Annotated in this window: 13 protein-coding genes and 1 tRNA gene; 8 read left to right on the forward strand and 6 right to left on the reverse strand. The window is 50.0% G+C overall.

Annotated elements, in window-relative coordinates:
- Positions 1-18: 18 nt before the first annotated feature.
- From infB to H4F65_RS10595, 5 genes are all read right to left on the reverse strand, one after another.
- The gene (infB, locus tag H4F65_RS10575; RefSeq protein WP_010279690.1) at positions 19-2,718 is read right to left on the reverse strand and encodes a translation initiation factor IF-2; all 2,700 of its coding nucleotides are present in this window, start codon (positions 2,716-2,718) and stop codon (positions 19-21) included.
- Positions 2,719-2,743: 25 nt separating this feature from the next.
- On the reverse strand, positions 2,744-4,273 hold the full coding sequence (gene nusA, locus H4F65_RS10580) for a transcription termination factor NusA (protein WP_010279687.1): 1,530 nt from the start codon (positions 4,271-4,273) through the stop codon (positions 2,744-2,746).
- A 21-nt stretch (positions 4,274-4,294) separates the two neighbouring features.
- On the reverse strand, positions 4,295-4,747 hold the full coding sequence (gene rimP / locus H4F65_RS10585) for a ribosome maturation factor RimP (protein ID WP_010279686.1): 453 nt from the start codon (positions 4,745-4,747) through the stop codon (positions 4,295-4,297).
- Positions 4,748-4,965: 218 nt separating this feature from the next.
- Positions 4,966-5,042, reverse strand: a tRNA-Met gene (locus tag H4F65_RS10590).
- A gap of 310 nt (positions 5,043-5,352) precedes the next feature.
- A complete protein-coding gene (locus tag H4F65_RS10595; protein WP_010279684.1) occupies positions 5,353-5,967 on the reverse strand; it encodes a response regulator transcription factor in 615 nt (204 codons plus the stop codon).
- A 430-nt stretch (positions 5,968-6,397) separates the two neighbouring features.
- Between H4F65_RS10595 and H4F65_RS10600 the strand changes: the two genes are divergently transcribed.
- Genes H4F65_RS10600 through H4F65_RS10610 form a run of 3 tightly spaced genes read left to right on the forward strand, consistent with a single transcriptional unit; the run spans position 6,398 to position 7,939 of the window.
- On the forward strand, positions 6,398-6,997 hold the full coding sequence (locus H4F65_RS10600) for a DUF2589 domain-containing protein (RefSeq protein ID WP_010279683.1): 600 nt from the start codon (positions 6,398-6,400) through the stop codon (positions 6,995-6,997).
- Positions 6,990-7,451, forward strand: coding sequence for a lysozyme (locus H4F65_RS10605; RefSeq protein WP_010279682.1), 462 nt, complete (start codon positions 6,990-6,992; stop codon positions 7,449-7,451). The genes H4F65_RS10600 and H4F65_RS10605 overlap by 8 nt, the downstream gene beginning before the upstream one ends.
- A 56-nt stretch (positions 7,452-7,507) precedes the next feature.
- Positions 7,508-7,939 (forward strand): hypothetical protein, encoded by a 432-nt coding sequence (locus H4F65_RS10610; protein WP_010279681.1) that lies wholly within the window; start codon positions 7,508-7,510, stop codon positions 7,937-7,939.
- Between the two features lie 247 nt (positions 7,940-8,186).
- On the opposite strand, the gene H4F65_RS10615 is transcribed toward H4F65_RS10610, so the two are convergent.
- Positions 8,187-11,285, reverse strand: a complete 3,099-nt coding sequence (locus tag H4F65_RS10615; protein WP_100068783.1) for a non-ribosomal peptide synthetase — start codon at positions 11,283-11,285, stop codon at positions 8,187-8,189.
- 324 nt (positions 11,286-11,609) lie between these two features.
- Between H4F65_RS10615 and H4F65_RS10620 the strand changes: the two genes are divergently transcribed.
- The 5 genes from H4F65_RS10620 to H4F65_RS10640 all read left to right on the forward strand — a co-directional run bounded on the left by H4F65_RS10620 (position 11,610) and on the right by H4F65_RS10640 (position 20,180).
- Complete coding sequence (locus H4F65_RS10620) at positions 11,610-12,239, forward strand: DUF2589 domain-containing protein (RefSeq protein ID WP_010279679.1); 630 nt, start codon at positions 11,610-11,612, stop codon at positions 12,237-12,239.
- A 131-nt stretch (positions 12,240-12,370) separates the two neighbouring features.
- Positions 12,371-13,882, forward strand: a complete 1,512-nt coding sequence (locus tag H4F65_RS10625; protein WP_010279678.1) for an amino acid adenylation domain-containing protein — start codon at positions 12,371-12,373, stop codon at positions 13,880-13,882.
- A 10-nt stretch (positions 13,883-13,892) separates the two neighbouring features.
- Complete coding sequence (locus H4F65_RS10630) at positions 13,893-14,165, forward strand: phosphopantetheine-binding protein (protein WP_010279676.1); 273 nt, start codon at positions 13,893-13,895, stop codon at positions 14,163-14,165.
- 99 nt (positions 14,166-14,264) lie between these two features.
- Positions 14,265-14,537, forward strand: a complete 273-nt coding sequence (locus H4F65_RS10635) for a hypothetical protein (RefSeq protein WP_010279674.1) — start codon at positions 14,265-14,267, stop codon at positions 14,535-14,537.
- A gap of 141 nt (positions 14,538-14,678) precedes the next feature.
- The gene (locus tag H4F65_RS10640; RefSeq protein WP_010279672.1) at positions 14,679-20,180 is read left to right on the forward strand and encodes a type I polyketide synthase; all 5,502 of its coding nucleotides are present in this window, start codon (positions 14,679-14,681) and stop codon (positions 20,178-20,180) included.
- Positions 20,181-20,251: the final 71 nt, after the last annotated feature.

The following is a 20,251-nucleotide window of genomic DNA, read 5'->3' on the forward strand; positions in this document are numbered from 1 at the left end:
GTCGTCGCTGAAAACGGATTACGCGATCGTACGTTTGATCTCAATCGTTTCAAAGACTTCGATCATATCGCCAGGGCGAACGTCGTTGTAGTTCTTCACGCCGATACCACATTCCATGCCGTTACGGACTTCGTTAACGTCATCTTTGAAGCGGCGCAGAGATTCCAGCTCGCCTTCATAGATCACCACGTTGTCACGCAATACACGGATCTTGTTGTGGCGCTTAACGATACCTTCCGTCACCATACAACCCGCGATAGCGCCAAATTTCGGTGATTTAAAGACGTCACGCACTTCGGCCAGACCGATGATCTCTTGCTTATATTCCGGCGCCAACATACCGCTCATCGCCTGCTTCACTTCGTCAATCAAATCATAGATGACGGAGTAATAACGCAGATCCAGACTTTCCGCTTCAACGACGCGGCGAGCTGATGCATCTGCACGAACGTTAAAGCCAAGGATAATCGCATTCGATGCTGCTGCCAGCGTGGCGTCCGTTTCTGTGATACCGCCCACACCGGAACCGACAATCTTCACTTTTACTTCATCAGTAGACAGTTTCTGCAGTGAATCGGAAATCGCTTCACAAGAACCCTGAACGTCAGATTTCAGAACGATGTTCAGCTCAGAAACTTCACCTTCTGTCATGTTGGCAAACATGTTTTCCAGTTTAGATTTCTGCTGACGAGCCAGTTTAACTTCACGGAATTTACCCTGACGATACAAGGCCACTTCACGCGCTTTCTTCTCGTCACGAACAACCGTCGCTTCGTCACCTGCAGCAGGCACACCGGACATACCGAGAATTTCTACAGGAATAGAAGGACCTGCAGACGTGATTTCACGGCCTAATTCATCACGCATCGCACGAACACGGCCATATTCGAAGCCGCACAGAACGATATCGCCTTTATTCAGCGTACCTTCACGAACCAGTACGGTTGCAACCGGACCACGACCTTTATCCAGGAAGGATTCGATCACAACACCGTTCGCCATGCCGCTACGGACCGCTTTCAGTTCCAGAACTTCGGCCTGCAACAGAATCGCATCCAGCAGTTCGTCGATACCGGTACCGGCTTTAGCAGACACGTGAACAAACTGAGATTCGCCGCCCCACTCTTCCGGCATGATGCCGTACTGAGACAGTTCCGTTTTCACACGATCTGGATCAGAGTCAGGTTTATCGATTTTGTTTACTGCAACAACAACCGGAACCTGAGCCGCTTTCGCATGCTGGATCGCTTCGATGGTCTGAGGCATCACGCCATCATCCGCAGCGACAACCAGTACCACGATATCCGTTGCCTGAGCACCACGAGCACGCATTGCGGTAAACGCGGCGTGTCCCGGCGTATCCAGGAACGTGATCATACCGTTGTCGGTTTCAACGTGGTAAGCACCGATGTGCTGGGTAATCCCACCCGCTTCACCTGCTGCTACCTTGGTTGAACGAATATAGTCAAGCAGTGAGGTTTTACCGTGGTCAACGTGACCCATGATGGTCACGACTGGCGCGCGGGATTCCGCTGCAACACCCGTATCACGGTCGCTCATTACCGCTTCTTCCAGCTCGTTTTCACGACGCAGGATAACTTTATGCCCCATCTCTTCCGCGACGAGTTGCGCGGTTTCCTGGTCGATGACCTGGTTGATGGTTGCCATCGCACCCAGTTTCATCATCGTTTTGATGACCTGAGAGCCTTTAACCGCCATTTTGTTAGCCAATTCAGCAACAGTAACCGTTTCGCCGATGATTACATCACGGTTTACTGCCTGAGCAGGCTTATTGAAGCTCTGCTGCAGTGTACTTGGCTTACGTTTACCTTTACCACCGCGGGTAACAGCACGCGCTTCTTCACGGTCAGCCTTGGACTCAGACTGGCGATTACCTTTCTTCTGCTTGGTGACTTTGGCTGCGCGAGTACGGGTACGGCGCTCGCCTTCAACCTGACGGTCGTTTTCATCTTCCGCTTCGCGGGCATGATGAGAGGTCGTCACATGATAATCGGCAGATTCTTCAGGTTTAGCGCTTTCCGCTTCCCAACGCCCGGCATTTTCTTCAGCCATACGGCGAGCTTCTTCAGCAATACGACGCGCTTCTTCTTCAACCTTGAGACGCGCAGTTTCTTCTGCTTTACGCTTAAGTTCGGCAGCTTCCGCTTCACGTTTCGCTTTCTCAGACTGAGCCGGCTTGGTCATACTTTCGTTTTGTTGGTTCGTCACTTTTTCTTTTTCCGCTACATCACGCTTAGCTTTTTCAGCGGCCTCACGTTTGGCTTGCTCGTCGGCAGCACGCTTCGCTTTCTCAGCAGCTTCGCGCAGATCGGCCTCGCGTTTAGCCTGCTCTTCAGCGGCACGTTGTGCCTGTTCTTCCGCTTCACGCCGTGCCTGCTCTTCCTCTTCAGCCTGTTGGGCATCAATCGGATCGCGTTTTACATAAGTGCGTGTCTTGCGGACTTCGATCTGCACCGACTTACTTTTTCCGCCAGTGCTAGGGACATTTAACGTGCTGCGCGTTTTGCGTTGCAGCGTCAATTTACTCGGCGCATTACCGCGATCGCGGTTCAGATGCGCCAATAACGTTTCTTTTTCATGCTGGGTCACAGAGTCTGACGCAGACTTGGTCATTCCCGCATCAGCAAACTGCTGTATCAGGCGGTCAACCGGAGTCTGAATCTCTGCGGCCAACGATTTTACGGTTACATCTGTCATGCTGTTCCTTTCCTGCTACAGTTCGTTATTCGTTGTCGTCGCCAAACCAACAGATATTACGTGCGGCCATAATCAATTCGCCCGCTTGCTCATCATTGAGCTCTTCAATATCTGTCAGGTCGTCAACACCCTGTTCAGCAAGATCTTCCAGCGTACAAACACCGATCGCAGCAAGCTTGAATGCCAACTCACGCGACAGCCCAGGCAAGCCAAGCAAGTCTTCAGCAGGTTGACCGTCACCTCGGCTTTCTTCATGCGCCAGTGCCAGCGTTGTTAATGCGGCTTTCGCACGCTCACGCAATGCTTCAACGGTTTCTTCATCAAGGCCTTCGATGGCCAACAGTTCCTTGATTGGCACGTAAGCCAGTTCTTCAAGGGAGGAGAAACCTTCTTCAACCAGCACGGTGGCAAACTCGTCATCAATATCAAGGTGCTTGGTAAAGACGTCGATTGCAGCATGTGCTTCAGCCTGATGCTTGGCTTGAAGATCTTCCACTGTCATCACGTTCAGTTCCCAACGATCGTCTGAACGATGCTGTTTCAGCAGTTGGGAAGCCAAACGTACGTTCTGCCCGTTTCGACCAATCGCCTGAGCCAGGTTGCTCGACTCAACAGCGATATCCATCGTGCAAGTATCTTCATCAACCACGATCGATACCACATCGGCAGGTGCCATGGCATTGATGACAAACTGCGCAGGATTATCGTCCCACAGAATGATATCAATACGCTCGCCGCCCAGCTCGCTGGAAACAGCCTGCACACGTGCACCGCGCATACCGACACAAGCACCGACGGGATCGATACGTTTGTCATTGGTCTTCACTGCAATTTTTGCACGTGAACCCGGATCGCGGGCCGCTGCCTTAATCTCGATAACTTCTTCACCGATTTCTGGCACTTCAATGCGGAAGAGTTCAACCAGCATTTCCGGACGGGAACGGCTGACAAACAGTTGAGCACCGCGAGCTTCAGGACGAACAGAGTACAGCACGCCACGAATACGGTCGCCAGGGCGGAAATTTTCACGAGGCAGCATATCTTCACGGCCAATTACCGCTTCTGCACTGGTGTTAGAGCCATCGATTGGTCTGACTTCAAGCGAAATATTATCACGGTTCACCTTCTTCACGACACCGGTGATAATCTCGCCTTCTTGCTCACGGAACTGATCAACAACCATCGCACGTTCTGCTTCACGAACTTTCTGTACGATAACCTGTTTTGCCGTTTGCGTCGTAATGCGGTCAAACGTTACGGATTCGATTTGATCTTCAACGTAACCGCCGACATCAAGAGCAGGATCTTCAAACTGTGCCGCTTCAAGCGTAATTTCGCGGGTTGGCTGAGTGACTTCATTCACCACTAACCAACGACGGAAGGTATCAAAATCGCCCGTTTTGCGATCGATACTGACGCGGACATCAATTTCCTGCTCATATTTTTTCTTGGTCGCTGTCGCCAGTGCGGTTTCCAGCGCTTCAAAAATCTTCTCGCGCGGAAGGGCTTTCTCATTGGAAACTGCTTCAACAACAGCCAGAATCTCTTTGTTCATCCTAGTTGCCTCATCCAAACTTTAAAAGTGGGGTACAAGATTCGCTTTCTGAATGTTGCTCAGCGCGAATACTTCATCTTTGCCTTCCACTGTTATGGTGATCATTTCGCCGTCAACAGCTTTGATCACACCCAACCATTTACGGCGATTCTGGACTGCCATACGCAGCACCACTGTGACCTCTTCACCGACGAAATGCAGATAATGTGCTGCCGTGAATAAAGGACGCTCAAGCCCTGGAGACGACACCTCCAGGTTATAGGCGACAGTGATTGGATCTTCTACGTCCAATACCGCACTGACCTGGTGGCTGACATCAGCACAATCATCAACAGTGATCCCATCTTCACTATCAATATAGATACGCAGCGTCGATTGGCGACTGCGGATGAACTCAATCCCAACCAATTCGTAGCCTAATGCGGCAACGGGTGCTGAAATCATCTCTGTTAATTTTTGCTCTAATGTGGACAAGTCCACCCCCAAGACATAAAAAAAGGGCCTAATAGCCCAGTTGTTTGTTGCCAAATAACAAAAAACCCCGAAAAATCGGGGCTTTATGCAACTGGACCCTAATACCGCTAACCAGCGCGGCATAACTTTCGGTGAAGGATTTTTTCAAAAATCACTGCAAAAAGAGATAGAAATTGAGTGAAGAACGTATTTGAAAAAACACTTTACTGGAAGTTAAGTGGTTGCGGGGGCCGGATTTGAACCGACGACCTTCGGGTTATGAGCCCGACGAGCTACCAAGCTGCTCCACCCCGCGTCCGAAATCGTGGCAAATACTACGCTGACAACTGCATAAATGCAAGTCATCCATAGGATTGGTTCGAAGGCGATTTTTATACGTGTAATACGCTTTTTTGTCAAGAATCATAAAGGACGTAGAAGCGGCCATCGCGATGATAGGCATTCCACTGTAGGAAGCAGATCTTGTGTCGTCACGCTAGCGGCAAAGCGAGCCAACCGTTGCAAAAAGGCACGGACGCCAGAAATAGCGGAAAGAGGCGACGCTGTGGGGGATTCCCTGATGCTTAAAAATCAAACAATAACTAAATAATATAATAGGATAAAACTTATCTTCGTTCTTCTTCTAATAGTACGATCGCAGCCTGTGTTCTGTTACGCACATTAAGCCGCCTGAAAATCGACTCCAGGTGTGACTTCACGGTGCCTGCACTGATGTTTAATGTTCGACTGATTTGTTTATTAGAAGCCCCTGACGCAATCAGTTGCAGAACCTCATGCTGCCTTTCACTGAGTTTGCCTTTTACACTGTTATCGACACTCCACCCCTCATAGATCACCCCATCATCCGGCAAACACACCATACCCATTGACACCGTTTTTAATGCCTGAGCAATAGAATCAACCGGCGATGTTTTAAGAATGACGCCCATCACATGGTGTTTCAGATAATTATTCAAAATATGTCTTTCAATCGCATCAACCATAATAATCACACTGGCGTTAATATATTTTTCATGCAGTGCTTCCAGGAAAAAACTGTACTCGCCACTTTCTTTATTACAATTGAGTAAAATAAAAGCGTTGTTCATCTCCTCAAGGAAAGGCCATACATCGTCAATGTCTTTTATGCCAACAATATTGGCATCGTGCATAAAATCATTCAGCCCAACAGATAACCCCTGAATGAAAACAGGGGACTTGTCAATGATAACAACATTCACTGTGCAATCTCCATTTACCTTTATTTTATTAAAAATGCCCTCTAAGAAGTTTTAGCCTATCTTGAAAGATATGATGTCACGCCATTTGGCATATGCCGTTTACCTTATAGACTGAGCCATATTTACTCGAGCATACTGACATGATAATTTCAGAAAACCGCCCCAAAGAGGCATACTCTTAGCAATGAAATATTATCTCAAAATAAGACCTAACGGCGTAATGATTTCATAAACACACAAAATATTTATTGCCAATTTAAAACAGAAAAAATAAAAGAGAGGAAAATGGCCTATGTCATATTACATTATATCTCTAACACAATGACTGATACGCGCCACCCTTATTATCTGTTAACGTTTTCTCAAATTATCATTTATTTAACCTAGGCTATTCATGTCTATTGTCTGAAGAATAAGATAAGGAGAACGTATGTCGTTTAAGAACTGGATAACGGGGGAAAATAAAAAAACAGACAAGGGTGATAATACCCAAGAGAAAAATCCCCATGTCACACAGAGCGATAGCATGGCGTCATCCAAGGCAATGACGCTAGCAGACATTGCTCGCGGTATGCAGCATGCTGCCACCGCCGCCAATCAATTTATCGCTCATCAATATCGACAGACTCTCGAACCTTTTTTTGAACGTGATGCTGATGGCCTGTTAACCCCAAAGACGGTTGCGATTCAACTCGATCCCCGGCACCACGTCGAACTGCCACTGGTTGCGCTTTCTACCCCAAGGGGGTTGATGCTGGAAAAAATGAAAGTGCGAATGACGGTGAGAACCGATGCGGTCAGCCAGGACAAAATCACCTCATCTTTAGACGATCATAACATCACTAATTTTCACGTCAGCATGTCGCCTTCAGACAAAAACAAAAACAAAAAAGGCAGAAATAGTCAGCACGTCGATATAGAAATGCAATTCACTGCGCTGGATCCTCCGGAAAGCATCATGCGGTTAATTGATGAATACACCAATCTCGTTCTCCCCCGAATAACGCAAGAGGAAAAAAACAATGGCTAACATTCCAGGCACGATCAATGAAGCGGGTCTCTCTCTGATTAAGAGTTTTGAAGGTCTGAAATTAACAAAGTATCGTGACACCGCAGGTAAATGGACGATTGGATATGGACATTTAATACTGCCGAATGAAAACTTTGATAATGGAATTACCCTCCAGGAAGCAGATTTATTGTTACGGCAGGACTTAAAAACGGCGGAAGCCGGTGTTCAGCATTATGTGAACGTTGATCTCAACGGAAATCAATTTGGTGCATTAACATCATTTACCTACAATCTGGGAGTCAATAGTCTGAAGACATCGACATTATTACGCCTGCTTAACCAAGGTGACTATGCCGGCGCAGCCGATCAATTTCCACGCTGGGACAAAGATGGTGAGCAAGTCGTGGAAGGACTCCTTCGCCGCAGAGAAGCAGAAAAAGCCCTATTCCTACAAGCCATCACGCCAAATTAATAGTCAACCGAAGTTAAAAAATGCTATTTCACAGAGTAATTCATCGTGGATATATTATGGATACATCACAACTCCCTATCATTTATGACATTCTGATCAGTGATATTATTGCATCAGTTGCAGGACTATTCGGCGGCCTCAGTATTTCCTTTTTTTGGCGACCGCAGAAACTGAATAATTACGACAAGTTCATTGCCGCATTAATCATTATCATCATCAGCATTTCAGCTGCCTTCTCACTGGTAGGGATTATCGCCGAATTGCTGCACATTAATATTAGTAAAATGGAGAACGCAATTGGATTAGGCTATCTGGTTGGCGCTATTAGCGTAGGGCTGGTTACGCTGCTGGCAAATTTCTTCAGCTATCGAGAGAATAACGATATTCTGGATGTCGCATCGGAAATAAAACAGGCCAGGAAAGGCGTTCATTTGATTAATGAGGCTCAGAAAGAAACGCCCGGTGACAAAACCCCACCAGCCCCTTAAGAGATTGTTCTTAAAGGTCAATGCTCTTGAGAGTGAGCGTTCTTGAAGGCAAGCGTTCTTAAGAATAAGGGCTTTCAACCGCACGTCGCCCATATGGCAGGAAAGCATGTCGTTGCCTTCCTGCTACTGCTTTCCCTTTACTGACATATTCATCCCTCCAGCCAATGCCCTGCCAATAAAGCCAATCCCTATCTGCGGGGCTCCTCAACGAAGGTGTCTCAATTCGGGACACCTTCGTGAGCGTTCTCTACAGGTTACTGCACAAGAGAGACGTATTTGGCTCTACGATATCCATCAGAATTTGATGGTACTGATGGGACAGCGCAGCAATCTCTTCCGCGTTAAAAGCCGCCTGCTGATAATTAAAACACAGCGTCAGAGCCTCCTCGTCATAAACAGAGAGCGTTAAATCCAGCCGAGCCTGATGATTAGCAATATCCGTAATCTGATATGCCGTTTCATTGATCTGTACGGCTGGCGGCATGGCCGTCAGATAGTTAAAACTCACAGGAAAACGCAGCTTGTCAGACCATCCTTTAGCACGGACATCGGCCATTAACACATCATAAGGCAACGTCTGATTGTCCAAAATCGCATGGATCTTATTCTGGCTGCGGGCCAAAAGCGTGCTGAAAGATTCCTGAGCCGGCGCATCATCGTAGTAAGCCACCATGTTAACGAAACAGCCTATTGTGGTGGCGTTTTCCGTCAACATACGGTTCGACACCGGAATACCGATAGGAACATGACGATAGTTTGTCGTTTTGAGCAGTTGGGTAAAAGCGGTCAGCATGCAAACAAACGGCGTCGTGCGATGCTGTTGGGCATAGTGCTTTATCGCCTGCGTCAGCGTATCTGACAAAATGCACCAATAATTTTCTCCGTCCTGGCTATCACTGAGCGGAAATGCCGTCGCATCGGCTCCTGCAGCCAGGTAATCCTCCATCTTATCCAGCCAGAACTGCCGCTCTCTTGGGTAGCACTGATCTTTGGTGCGCCGTTGCAGCTGCCGATAGCGCAGATAGCGCTCTTCACTGCCTATTCGATAGCTGCGATCGCCGGCGCTATAAGCACGGACGTAATCAACAAACTGATGGAAGAACAAACCAATGGCATCATGATCGAATACCGTATGGTGTACACGTCCCAGCAGAATATGCCGTTGCGTTGTCAGCGAAATCAGATGAAAACAGATGAGCGGCGAGTGCTCTACATCCATTTCCGGCGTACTGATCAGTTCCAGCAGCCGTCGGTCGCTCAGCGTATTCTTTCCCCCATCGGGAGAGAACGCCGTCAGCCGTTCAATCGAGATCGCCTCGATCGGATAATCCCCTTCAAGGCACTGTAGCCGATCCAGATCGAAGCGGGTTCGCAGCACCGGATTGCCTTCCAGAATACGCCGAATACTCCACTCCACGGCGGACTCATCCAGTGGGCCCTTTATCGTCAGACGGAAAGCCAATTGATAGGCCGATGGCTCCGGACTGAGCTGGTCCAGCGTCAGAAAATAACGCTGCTGCGATGAGGGGGCGAGCGCCTCGATATCCGCGTTGTTCTCGTTAAACGCAGGCTCGTCATCGTTCACATAGTAAGGGACGATGAAAGCCAGCAGATGGGGCGTCGCGTTGTTGAAAAATAACGGGTAATCAATTTCACTAAACAGCCTTTTTCTAATCAGTAGCCGGGCTTTCATCGCCTGAAGCGAATCGCCCCCTAAATCGAAAAAGTTATCGTTGGCGCCGAGTTCACGAAAGCCAAGCACCTCTTGCCAGATATCGATCAGTTCCTGTTCCAGCTCATTACCTGCGGTTTTAACCGGATATCCCAACTCAGGGCGCTGCGGACAAGGCTCTGGAAGCCGGCTCACATCTAATTTCCCGTTAGGCAATTTGGGCAGGGTTTCCAGCATAATAAAGTGGGACGGATGCATCGCTCGCGGTAGTTTATCCTGCAAGAAGCGGCGCAGATCGTTCGTAGCAAGCGATGGGTTACGGCTCACCAGATAGGCGACCAGACGCTGACGCCCGTTTTCCTGAATCGGCCGCACCAGCGCCTTGTCGATATCGCCATGCTGACGTAACACAATTTCGACTTCTTCAGGCTCGATACGAATGCCATTAATCTTAATCTGGCGATCGATACGTCCCAGATACAGGATCTCCCCTTCTGGCGTCATTTTCCCTAGATCGCCGGTACGGTGCCCCCAAGAGCGTTTATCGGCTCGAACATGGGTGAAGAAACGCTGCTGCGTTAATTCATCGCGATTAATATAGCCACGGGCGACACCTTCACCGAATGCGCAAATTTCCCCTTCTTCCCCTTCAGCCACGGGACGTAGACTCTCATCCACGATCATAATTTCGCTGCCACGCAGTGCCTTACCGAGCGTCACATGTTTCCCCGGCCTTAATTCAGAAAATGAGCAGTTGGCCGTTGTTTCCGTCGGGCCGTACAGATTAAAGAGCCTGACATCAGGAATCTGCTGGAACGTACGCTCTTTTAAATCAAAAGAGACAGGCTCGCCGGAGAGAAAAACCGTTTTAGGTAATGCCCACGCGTGAGAAGAAGATGCCTGATAACGCAGCAATTCATCCCAAACGGTCGGCACGCAGTAAATGGCGCCGTCGGGATGGTGCTGATGCCAGCGTAATAACACCTCCGGCTCATTCAAGCTGTCGGCAGGTAAAATAAACAGGGTGTCGCCGCGTAATAAAGGCGCATAAAGCTGTGTCACGGCAGCGGCAAAGCTGAGTGTCGATGTCAGAGGGAGCGTCGCACGGGTCTCTGGCCACACATCCTCATTAAACCAGTTCAGGTAATAATTCAGGTTCCGGTGCTCAATGGCCACCCCTTTTGGTTTCCCTGTAGAACCGGAGGTATAGAGAATATAAGCAAGATCGTTTTCGCAAACGGGTGGCAGCGTCGTCACGGGTGACGCAGGATAATGGATATCCTCTACTACCAGCGTAGAGGGAAAAACCTTATCGATAGCCGTTTTATTTAACATCGCTCGCGTAGAAATAAGTAAAAATGCCGAAGAATCATCAAGGATCTGCATAATTCTTTCTGACGGATGAAAATGCGAGAGCGGAACATAGGTATGTCCTGCTTTTAAAATAGCCAGCAAGACCACGGGCATCATCACACCAGGTTCCAGATAAACGGCGATTCTGCCCCGTTTATTATCTGGATAATGTGATAACAAATAATCTGCCAAACGGCACGACTGAAATTCTAGTTGTTCATAATTCAGCCTGTCGCCATTAAATTCCACCGCCGTTTTATCGGGACTTTTCAGTGACCATTCAGAGATGATTTCAAAGACCGTTTTTCTATTCTTCATCATTTTCCTTCCATATTGTAAAAGGATGCTTTTTTCGGGAATGGTTATAACGCGACTTCCGGTATCTCACGCGGTGAAAAATTAATGCTGTAAAAATAAGAACACGTAATAATGGGTTCGTCATGCTAATACCAGGAAAGACACATGAAATAACGCGCATGCCTGAGTATGGGTTTAACAAATAAAAGGCAGCATTGCCTATATCCCAAAAGGACTATGCCAGAATGCGAAAGTCCCCCCGTACCCTGACGGGTATTATTTCCCCTTCCCTTTGCTATTTTTATTGACAGTGCATCACACCCTACCCGCAGATAATTGGAGGCTCCGATGGATTCACAATTTATCGGTTCTGTTATTAATGCGCTACCGCTGGAAAATATGATTAGCGGGCCATTACAAGCAATGATTAACGCACAGGTCCAAGCCAGCAAAGCCTATACGGATTTTCTATTATCCGTATGCATTCAGAATAATAAAGCGGTCGCCATCCAATTCGACTACGACGAAACGCTTATTGATGAAAGCGGAGTTGCAAAAGGTGCCGTGACAAAAACGATGCGCATACCGCTCATTGCCGCGATTACCCATCCGATTATTTCTATTGAAGAAGGGACGATCGATTTTGAACTTGAAGTCACGCAGAGTGAATCTTCATCCGATGATACCGGAGAAGACGGCAATCTGGCGGCGTCACTGGGATGGGGGGCATTCAAAGTCAAAATGGCCGGTCGGGTATCACACAAGTCAGCGCAGACCCGAGCGACGGACACGCGTGCCAAGTACAGCATTCACACGCAGGTAAAACGTCAACCCGCGCCTGAAGCGCTCATGCGCGTCATCGATTTTCTGACCGATGCCGCAATCAGACCCAGTATTCCCGCAGAGAAAAGCGTACCGCAGGTAGCGGAAAACGCCGCACCACCAGCACCTGAGGAGCAACAAGAAGCGTCATCATAATCAAAGCATATTGTTCAGCAGCAATATTACTCAGCGGCAATTACTCAGCGGCATAGTGCATGTGTGCCGTACCTGCATAACGCGTAAAAGGATGCCTGGCGTGACCCCTGGCATCACCAGAGGATCAGACCATGGCATCGGCAAGAGTGCTCCACACCTTATTTGAACAGCAGCGGCATCAAACGCCGGACGCCATCGCCCTGAGAAGCGATACAGAGACGTTGACCTACCGGCAATTGGATCAGCGGGCAAACGCAATGGCGAGCGATCTATTGCAGAGAGGCGTAAAGCCGAAGGATGTTGTCGGTATTTATTTGAATAAAAGCCCGAATCTGATCGTCAGCCTGCTCGGCGTATTGAAAACCGGTGCCTGCTATTTACCGCTTGATCCTTACTATCCGCACGAGCGCCTGGATTACATGGTCAATCATGCCGATGCGCGTCTGGTCATTACCGACAATGCCCACGCGCTTACGCTGGCACCAAACCATCGTGAGATCGTTGACATCAATCAGATCGATCTGAGCGTTCAGGCTACTCACACGCTTCCCTCGGTGAGTGAAGAACAGCTTTGTTATGTGATGTACACCTCCGGCTCCACCGGAACGCCAAAGGGCGTCATGGTCAGCCACAGGACGGTGGTCAATTATCTGGCGTGGATGCAAAGCGCCTTCGTGCTACAGCACGACGATGTGGTCCTTAACCAGTCCACGTTCAGCTTTGATGTCTCAGTGTGGGAAATTTTCTGGCCGCTGATCGCCGGCGCAAGCTGTGCGGTCATTACCGAGGATGCCAAGTACGATCCGCAGCTGTTGGCTGAATTTATGCACCGTCATCAGGTCACGGTCGCACAGTTCGTACCGACGGCACTGCGCGTCATTGTAGATGCGGAGGTGTTATCTCGCTGCACCTCTCTATGCCATATCTTTTCTGGTGGCGAAGCGCTCGATCAAACGCTGGTCAACGATCTCTCCCTGCAATATCCGGGAAAGATCCACAATCTCTACGGCCCGACGGAGGCAACAATCTTTGCCTGCCACTGGCTATGCCAGCCGGGAGCAGAAGAAAAAATTGCCCCGATTGGCAAGCCCATCCCTCACGCCATCGCTTATGTATTAGATGAGGCGCAACAGCCAGTCGATGCGGAGGAAAGCGGTGAGCTTTATCTGGCAGGGGATATTCTGGCAAAAGGCTATCTGCATGCGGAAAAGCTGACGCAGGAGCGATTTGTTGATGACCCGTTTAGCCATCAGACCGGGCAGAAAATGTATAAAACCGGCGACTGGGTTAAGCAGCGCGTCGATGGCGTTCTGGAGTTCATTGGCCGAATAGACAGTCAGGTTAAATTGCGCGGACACCGTATTGAGCTGGCGGAAATAGAAACGCACATACAGGCGCTGCCGCAAATTAACCATGCTGCCGTTATTCTCGAAAAACGCTCGGAAAACGCGGCGCCATCACTCTCCGCGTTTTATGTATTACGGCATCAAAAGCACATCGATATTCAAGAGATAAAAGCGCACCTTGCTAAGACGCTGCCTTTTTTCATGGTGCCCTCTCATTTCGTTGCGTTAGAAAAAATGCCAACGCACCCCAATGGAAAAATTGATAAATCCAAGCTGTGTTCCTGCGTAAATAACTAATGGTGAAAAAATGTCAAACGACAAAGCAATATTACCTTCCGAGATAGAGAAAAATATTATTTCTATCTGGCGGACCGTACTCAATAATCCAAAAGTCTCTATCCAAGAGAACTTCTTTGATGCAGGAGGCAATTCCCTGCTGATGTCCAAGGTTTATCGCGAAATAAAAAACAAAATGGAGTCACCTATCTCTATTGTTGATTTATTCCAATACCCAACGGTACAGATGCTAAGCAAACGTATTAGCGAAGTACACGCTGGGAAATCAAGCAGCAAGAAGTAATTACGCCAAAAAGCGTATTGATACTCCAGGGGAATAACCGCCCAACAATGGGCAATGTGTTTCATCATCCTTATTTCACTGATAATAGGTGGTAATACCATGTCTGCAAATCAATTGAACGCTGCCTCGGCAGTCAAAGCGAAAGTGGCTTCGGCAATTAAATTTGTTCTGAGTCACCAAAATTCATCCAAGCCCGCTCACTACTATGCGATTGGCCAGAAAATTCTTCCTAACACCAAGAAATACTGGCGTGCGAAGTCTATTCCAGCCATTCCTGTTTCAATCAAAGCGTCACTGCAGCACCCGTCGGCCTCTAACCTGAAAAGCCTCATCAGCCGGGTTACTGCTGGGTTTGCAGGTAGCAAAAAGTAATTAACTTTTAATGTAGCTGTCCCTTCTATATTCACGGCGTAGGACGTCAACCTTTCTTCCTCTGGATAGTATTCGGAGAGAGAAGGTTAGCGGCCTGCGCCGTGAAATAGGCGGCGAATATATTCACGGTGAGGTAATGAAATGAAACAGCAAGAACAGTTCCGCGATAAGGATATTGCCATTGTAGGAATGTCGGCTCGCTTTCCCGGTGCAGAAGATACCGCAATATTTTGGCAAAACCTGTTGGACGGCGTGGAGACGATCAGCACATTCAGTGAAGAAGAACTGAGGGAGTCAGGCATTGAAGAAGAGATGATCGCCTCGCCCAACTATATTCGCCGTCGGGGGATTCTGGGTAACGCACAGCACTTTGACGCTAATTTTTTTGATATTACGCCCCGCGATGCCGAAATTATGGATCCACAGCATCGTGTCTTTTTGGAATGCTGCTGGCACGCGTTTGAAGATGCTGGCTACGTCCCTGCCACCTACCCTGGAAAAGTGGGCATATTCGGCGGAACGGGAACCGCCTGGCATTTGAGTAAAGTGAATGCCCATCCTGAAGTACAGAAGTACGCCAGCGGTGCGTCGGTCGTCACCAACAATGATAAAGACTACGTAACGACCCGAGTGTCTTACAAGCTCAACCTCAAAGGGCCGAGCGTTAACGTACAGACTGCCTGTTCAACCGCGATGGTCGCCGTCGTGATGGGTATGAACAGCCTGCTGAACGGGGAAAGCGATCTGATCGTCGCGGGCGGCGTTTCCGTGGACACGCCAGAACGCCGGGGTTACCCCTACATGCAAGGCGGTATGGAATCCGCTGATGGCCGCTGCTATGCCTTCGACTCGCGAGCCAACGGCACGGTGTTCAGCCGCGGTGCTGGCGTCGTATTACTGAAACGACTGAATGACGCCGTACGCGACGGCGACCATATTTATGCCGTACTGAAAGGCGGCGCAGTGAATAACGACGGTAATCTGAAAGCCGGTTTTACCGCGCCGAGCATTGACGGGCAAATCGCCGTTGCCAAACAGGCGATCGCCAATGCGCAGCTCGATCCCGCTACGATCAACTTTGTTGAAGCTCACGGCACCGCGACGGCGCTGGGCGATCCCATCGAATTCACCTCGCTCACACAGACGTTTCAGGAATACACGGATAAAACCCAATATTGCCGTCTGGGATCGGTGAAAACCAACATCGGCCATACGGACGCGGCGTCAGGCATGGCCAGCCTCATCAAAGCGTCACTGGCGCTGGAAACCGGCAAACTGCCGGCCTCGCTCCATTTCGAATCGCCAAACCCTAACATTGAGTTCGAAACCAGCCCGTTCATCATGAACACCGAACTCAGTGAGCTGGAACCGTCAGAAACACCGCATCGTGCGCTGGTGAACTCTTTTGGCGTCGGTGGCACCAATGCCTGTGTCATTCTGGAAGCCGCACCGTCGCTAAAAGCGGGCGATAACCATGACAACAGTCTGTTGGTTTTGCCTTTCTCCGCGAAAAGCCGCACGGCGCTGGAAGACATGAAACATCGCCTGCGTGACTATCTCAATGCGCATGACGATGCCAATCTGGCAGATATCGCCTACACCTTGCAGGTTGGGAGACAAAAGTTCTCTCACAGCACGGCTATTATCGGGAAGGATCGCGATTCACTGCTGGCCAAGCTAGAGCAGCCTTCACTAGTGGTGACGCAGCAGGGGAAAAACCAAAAATCCGTCGTGTTTATGTTCCCGGGACAGGGCAATCAGTACGTCAATATGGCGCGTGAACTGTACGACACCTACGATGTTTTCCGCGCGAGCCTGGATCAATGCTGTGACTATCTGGAGCCAATTCTGGACGTCAATCTGACGTCGATTATCTTTCAGGACAGCGATAATATCGCCGAGTCCCGCATCAATGAAACCCAGTTTACCCAGCCGTCCCTGTTCGTGATCGAGTACAGTTTGGCAAAATTGTGGATGTCATGGGGCATTCAGCCGGATGTCATGATCGGTCACAGCGTGGGGGAATACGTGGCAGCCTGCCTGTCCGGCGTGTTCTCACTGGAAGATGCACTAAAAGCCGTCGCGATGCGGGGCAAGATGGTACAGGCATTACCCGCAGGAGATATGCTTGCCGTCCTGCTCGATGAAGAAAGCCTGAAGGCTAAACTTCACGGTAGCAAGCTGGAAATTGCGGCGGTTAACTACCCTGGATTATGTGTCATCGCCGGTGCTTCAAACGATGTCGCGCGTTTCCAACAGCAGTTGGAAGACAGCAATATCTTCTGCAAACATCTGGATACCTCGCATGCTTTCCACTCACACATGATGGAACCCATGCTGCCCGCCTTCAAAAAGGTCATTGATAGCATCACGCTGCACGCGCCGCAGATCCCATTTGTGTCTACCGTTAACGGCGAGTGGGTGACGGAAGCGCTGGCGAAGAACAGCGACTACTGGGTGCGTCACGTACGTAATCCGGTGCTGTTCTCCCACGCCTTCAAAACGTTGATGGCTGAAGAACATCACGATTTCGTGTTCCTTGAAGTCGGACCGGGACGTTCGCTGGAATCGTCCGCCAAGCAGCATTTCAGCGCAGAAGACGGCGCGTTGATTTATGCCTCCCTGCCAACGGCGAAAGACGTGGCCTTATCCGGCGAGCATCTCCTGTCGACGCTCGGTGCGCTCTGGGCAAGCGGCGTAAACGTTCCCTGGCATCAGCATCATCCAGAACAGCACCGTCGCCGCATCCCGCTGCCGGGCTACCCTTTCGAGCGTAAACGCTTCGCCCTGCCAGCCCTGTCGTCAACCAGTAATGACATGCAGAGTGAGCAATCCGTTAAGGCTAAAAAGCGGAAACAGGCGGACATCGGCGATTGGTTCTATATGCCAACATGGAAGAAAACCATTCCGGCAAAATACATGGCGGGCAAACGCGTTGAAGCCGAGAACACCTGCTGGCTGCTGCTGACGGATACGCTGGGTATCGCCGAACGTGCGAAACAACTGCTGGAAAAGGACGGGCATAAGGTCTTTTTCGTCAGCCCGGGAACGCAGTATCAGGAAGCGCTTTCTGAAGGCCGATACACCCTCGATGCATCCTCGCGTGCCGACTATGTCCGGCTGCTGAAAAGCCTGACAGAGCAAGGATTACGCCCATCACGTATCCTGTATTTATGGAACCTGACGGCGGCGGAACAGGTCCAGCCGCTTGACCACACTTATCTCTCCTCACCGCTGAACACGTTCTACCCTGCCCTCTATCTTCAGCAGGCGCTGGTGAACGAGAATTTGCTGGACGATCTGCATGTGACCTTCGCCACCAGCAACACGTTCAGCGTGATGGGTGAGCGCATCGCGTCACCAGAGAATGCGTTACTGGTTGGGCCTTCGCGCGTGTTCTATCACGAATATCCTGAAGTGCAATGCCATCTGGTGGATATCGATCTTAAACAAAACGCCGAACAGCTTGATGAGTTTGCCCACAGCCTGATTGCAGAAAGCCATATCGCCACACACGGCAATCTGGTGGCTTACCGCGGAAACCAGCGCTGGGAAGAAAGTTATCAGGCCGTGCATCTGAAGCAGGATGCCCTCGGTTTACCTGCGGAATTAAAAGACGACGGCGTCTACCTCATCACCGGCGGCCTCGGCGGATTGGGGATACTGCTCGCCAACCACCTGTCTGAAAACAGTAATGCGGCGATCATCCTGACTTACCGTGCAGCGTTACCGCCGCGCGAAGAGTGGCAAGCCTGGATCCAACAGCATCCGGTTGACGATCCTATCAGTGAAAAACTGGCGAGCGTTTTACGTCTGGAAGCCCGTGGCAACACGGTACATCTGGCACAGGTCGATGTGAATGACTACCACGGTATGCGCGAGATGTTATCCGCGTTCCCGCAGGTCGATGGCGTGTTCCATACGGCAGGCGTGGCTGGCGGCGGTATCATTGCGCTGAAGAATGACGCCGATTGCGCCAACGTACTCGATCCCAAAGTGGCAGGATCGCTCATTCTGGATGAGCTGCTGCAGGACAAACAGCCTGACTTCTTTATTTTATTCTCTTCTATTACCTCCATCGTCGGTGACGAAGCCCGCATTGATTACTGCTCGGGTAACGCGTTTATGGATGCCTTTGCGCATTATCGCAACCAGCATCGCCGTGGGCGCACCGTCTCGCTGAACTGGGGAAAATGGGGCGATGTGGGAATGGCTGTCCGTTGGAGCAAACAGCTGCAGGAGAAGAAAAATAGCAAGCTGGCTGCCGTTGAGGAAACCAAAGGCGACCTGCTGACGCAGATGGAACGTGAAGGCACGCAGGAAAGCTATCAGGTCAATCTCACCACGCAGGACTGGGTTATCGATGAGCACCGCCTTGCGAAACAACCTTCACTGGTGGGGGCGACAATCTTATCGCTGCTGCATGAATTCATGACGTGCTTTAAGCCTCAGGAAAGCCTTCAGGTCAAGAACCTGATGCTGACCAAGCCGGTGATCTATACCGATGCCTGGCCGCGTCAGATGAGGCTATTCACCACGCCAGAGGGGAAAGGCTATAAGTTCAGCCTCAAGACTCGGGGCGTGCTTGAGCTGGCATGGCAAGAACACGCGTTCGGAAGCATAGGCCACGGCGCGCCAACGACTGACCTCACGCCACAATCGATTGACGCCATCAAACAGCGCTGCACCACGCAGGTTCCCTACGCGCCGTTTATCACCGAGCTGGGTAATGCCAACACGGGCGAGAATTTCCTGTCGTTTAGCCAGCGTTGGAACAACCACCGCGAGATTGTTCAGGGCCATAACGAATGGCTGATCCACAAAGTGCTGGGAAGCGAGTATACGCACGATCTTACCCGCTACCCGTACCATCCCGCAGTGATTGATGCTACGGCAATCTCCTGCCTGTCATTGATTACACAGGAGAATTTCCTGCCTATCAGCTATGGCAAGATGACCTTCTTATCGCCACTGGGGCAAGAGTGCTACGTCCACGCCAGGCTCAAGCAGTCTTATCAGCCGCAGGGTAACGCCATCGTCATGGATATCACGTTCCTTTCACCAGAGGGCGCTCCACTGCTGATCCTGGAAAACTACACGCTGATGAAGATGACGATGGGCAATCAGCTCGCTACGTCAGAAAACACATCAGCGGCAGCTACAGCAGCAGTAAAAGTGAATCTGGCAGATAAAGACATTCTGTTGCCAGAAGGGCTGGATGCAATAAAACGCCAGCTCGCGCATCTGGAATTTGAACAGCTAGTCGTCGTCACCAGCGATCTGGATCAGCTCATTTATGAGTCAATCCCTGAGCAGGAAACGCCGGAATTCATCTTGCAGGATAGCGAAGCTACGGAAGGGTATGCCCGACCGGCCCTCTCAGTGGATTACGTTGCGCCAGAAAACGATATCGAGAAGGAGATCGTCAAAGTCTGGCAGTCCATTCTGGGGATCTCGGGAATTGGGGTTAACGACAGCTTTACTGAACTGGGCGGTAACTCGCTGCTGGCAGTACAGGTCGTTTCTACCGTTTCCGGCATATTTGAAATCGATATTCGCGTTGATCTGTTTTACCAGAACCAGACCGTGAAAGGGTTAGCAACGCTGATCCTTACCGAGCTGGAAGCCTTATTGCAGGAATAAGGGAACGGCCGCCTTCAGTATGCATCTCGAAGGCGGCCGCTAATGTAAAACCGAATGTCACAAAATGAGAC

The sequence above is a fragment of the Pectobacterium brasiliense genome (assembly GCF_016950255.1).
Taxonomy (GTDB): domain Bacteria; phylum Pseudomonadota; class Gammaproteobacteria; order Enterobacterales; family Enterobacteriaceae; genus Pectobacterium; species Pectobacterium brasiliense.

Coding starts and splice junctions, on each gene's coding strand:
- H4F65_RS10605 (WP_010279682.1), top strand. CDS start 6,990: ATGGCTAACATTCCAGGCACGATCAATGAAGCGGGTCTCTCTCTGATT.
- infB (WP_010279690.1), bottom strand. CDS start 2,718: ATGACAGATGTAACCGTAAAATCGTTGGCCGCAGAGATTCAGACTCCG.
- H4F65_RS10610 (WP_010279681.1), top strand. CDS start 7,508: ATGGATACATCACAACTCCCTATCATTTATGACATTCTGATCAGTGAT.
- H4F65_RS10640 (WP_010279672.1), top strand. CDS start 14,679: ATGAAACAGCAAGAACAGTTCCGCGATAAGGATATTGCCATTGTAGGA.
- H4F65_RS10635 (WP_010279674.1), top strand. CDS start 14,265: ATGTCTGCAAATCAATTGAACGCTGCCTCGGCAGTCAAAGCGAAAGTG.
- H4F65_RS10600 (WP_010279683.1), top strand. CDS start 6,398: ATGTCGTTTAAGAACTGGATAACGGGGGAAAATAAAAAAACAGACAAG.
- H4F65_RS10620 (WP_010279679.1), top strand. CDS start 11,610: ATGGATTCACAATTTATCGGTTCTGTTATTAATGCGCTACCGCTGGAA.
- H4F65_RS10615 (WP_100068783.1), bottom strand. CDS start 11,285: ATGATGAAGAATAGAAAAACGGTCTTTGAAATCATCTCTGAATGGTCA.
- H4F65_RS10630 (WP_010279676.1), top strand. CDS start 13,893: ATGTCAAACGACAAAGCAATATTACCTTCCGAGATAGAGAAAAATATT.
- H4F65_RS10625 (WP_010279678.1), top strand. CDS start 12,371: ATGGCATCGGCAAGAGTGCTCCACACCTTATTTGAACAGCAGCGGCAT.
- nusA (WP_010279687.1), bottom strand. CDS start 4,273: ATGAACAAAGAGATTCTGGCTGTTGTTGAAGCAGTTTCCAATGAGAAA.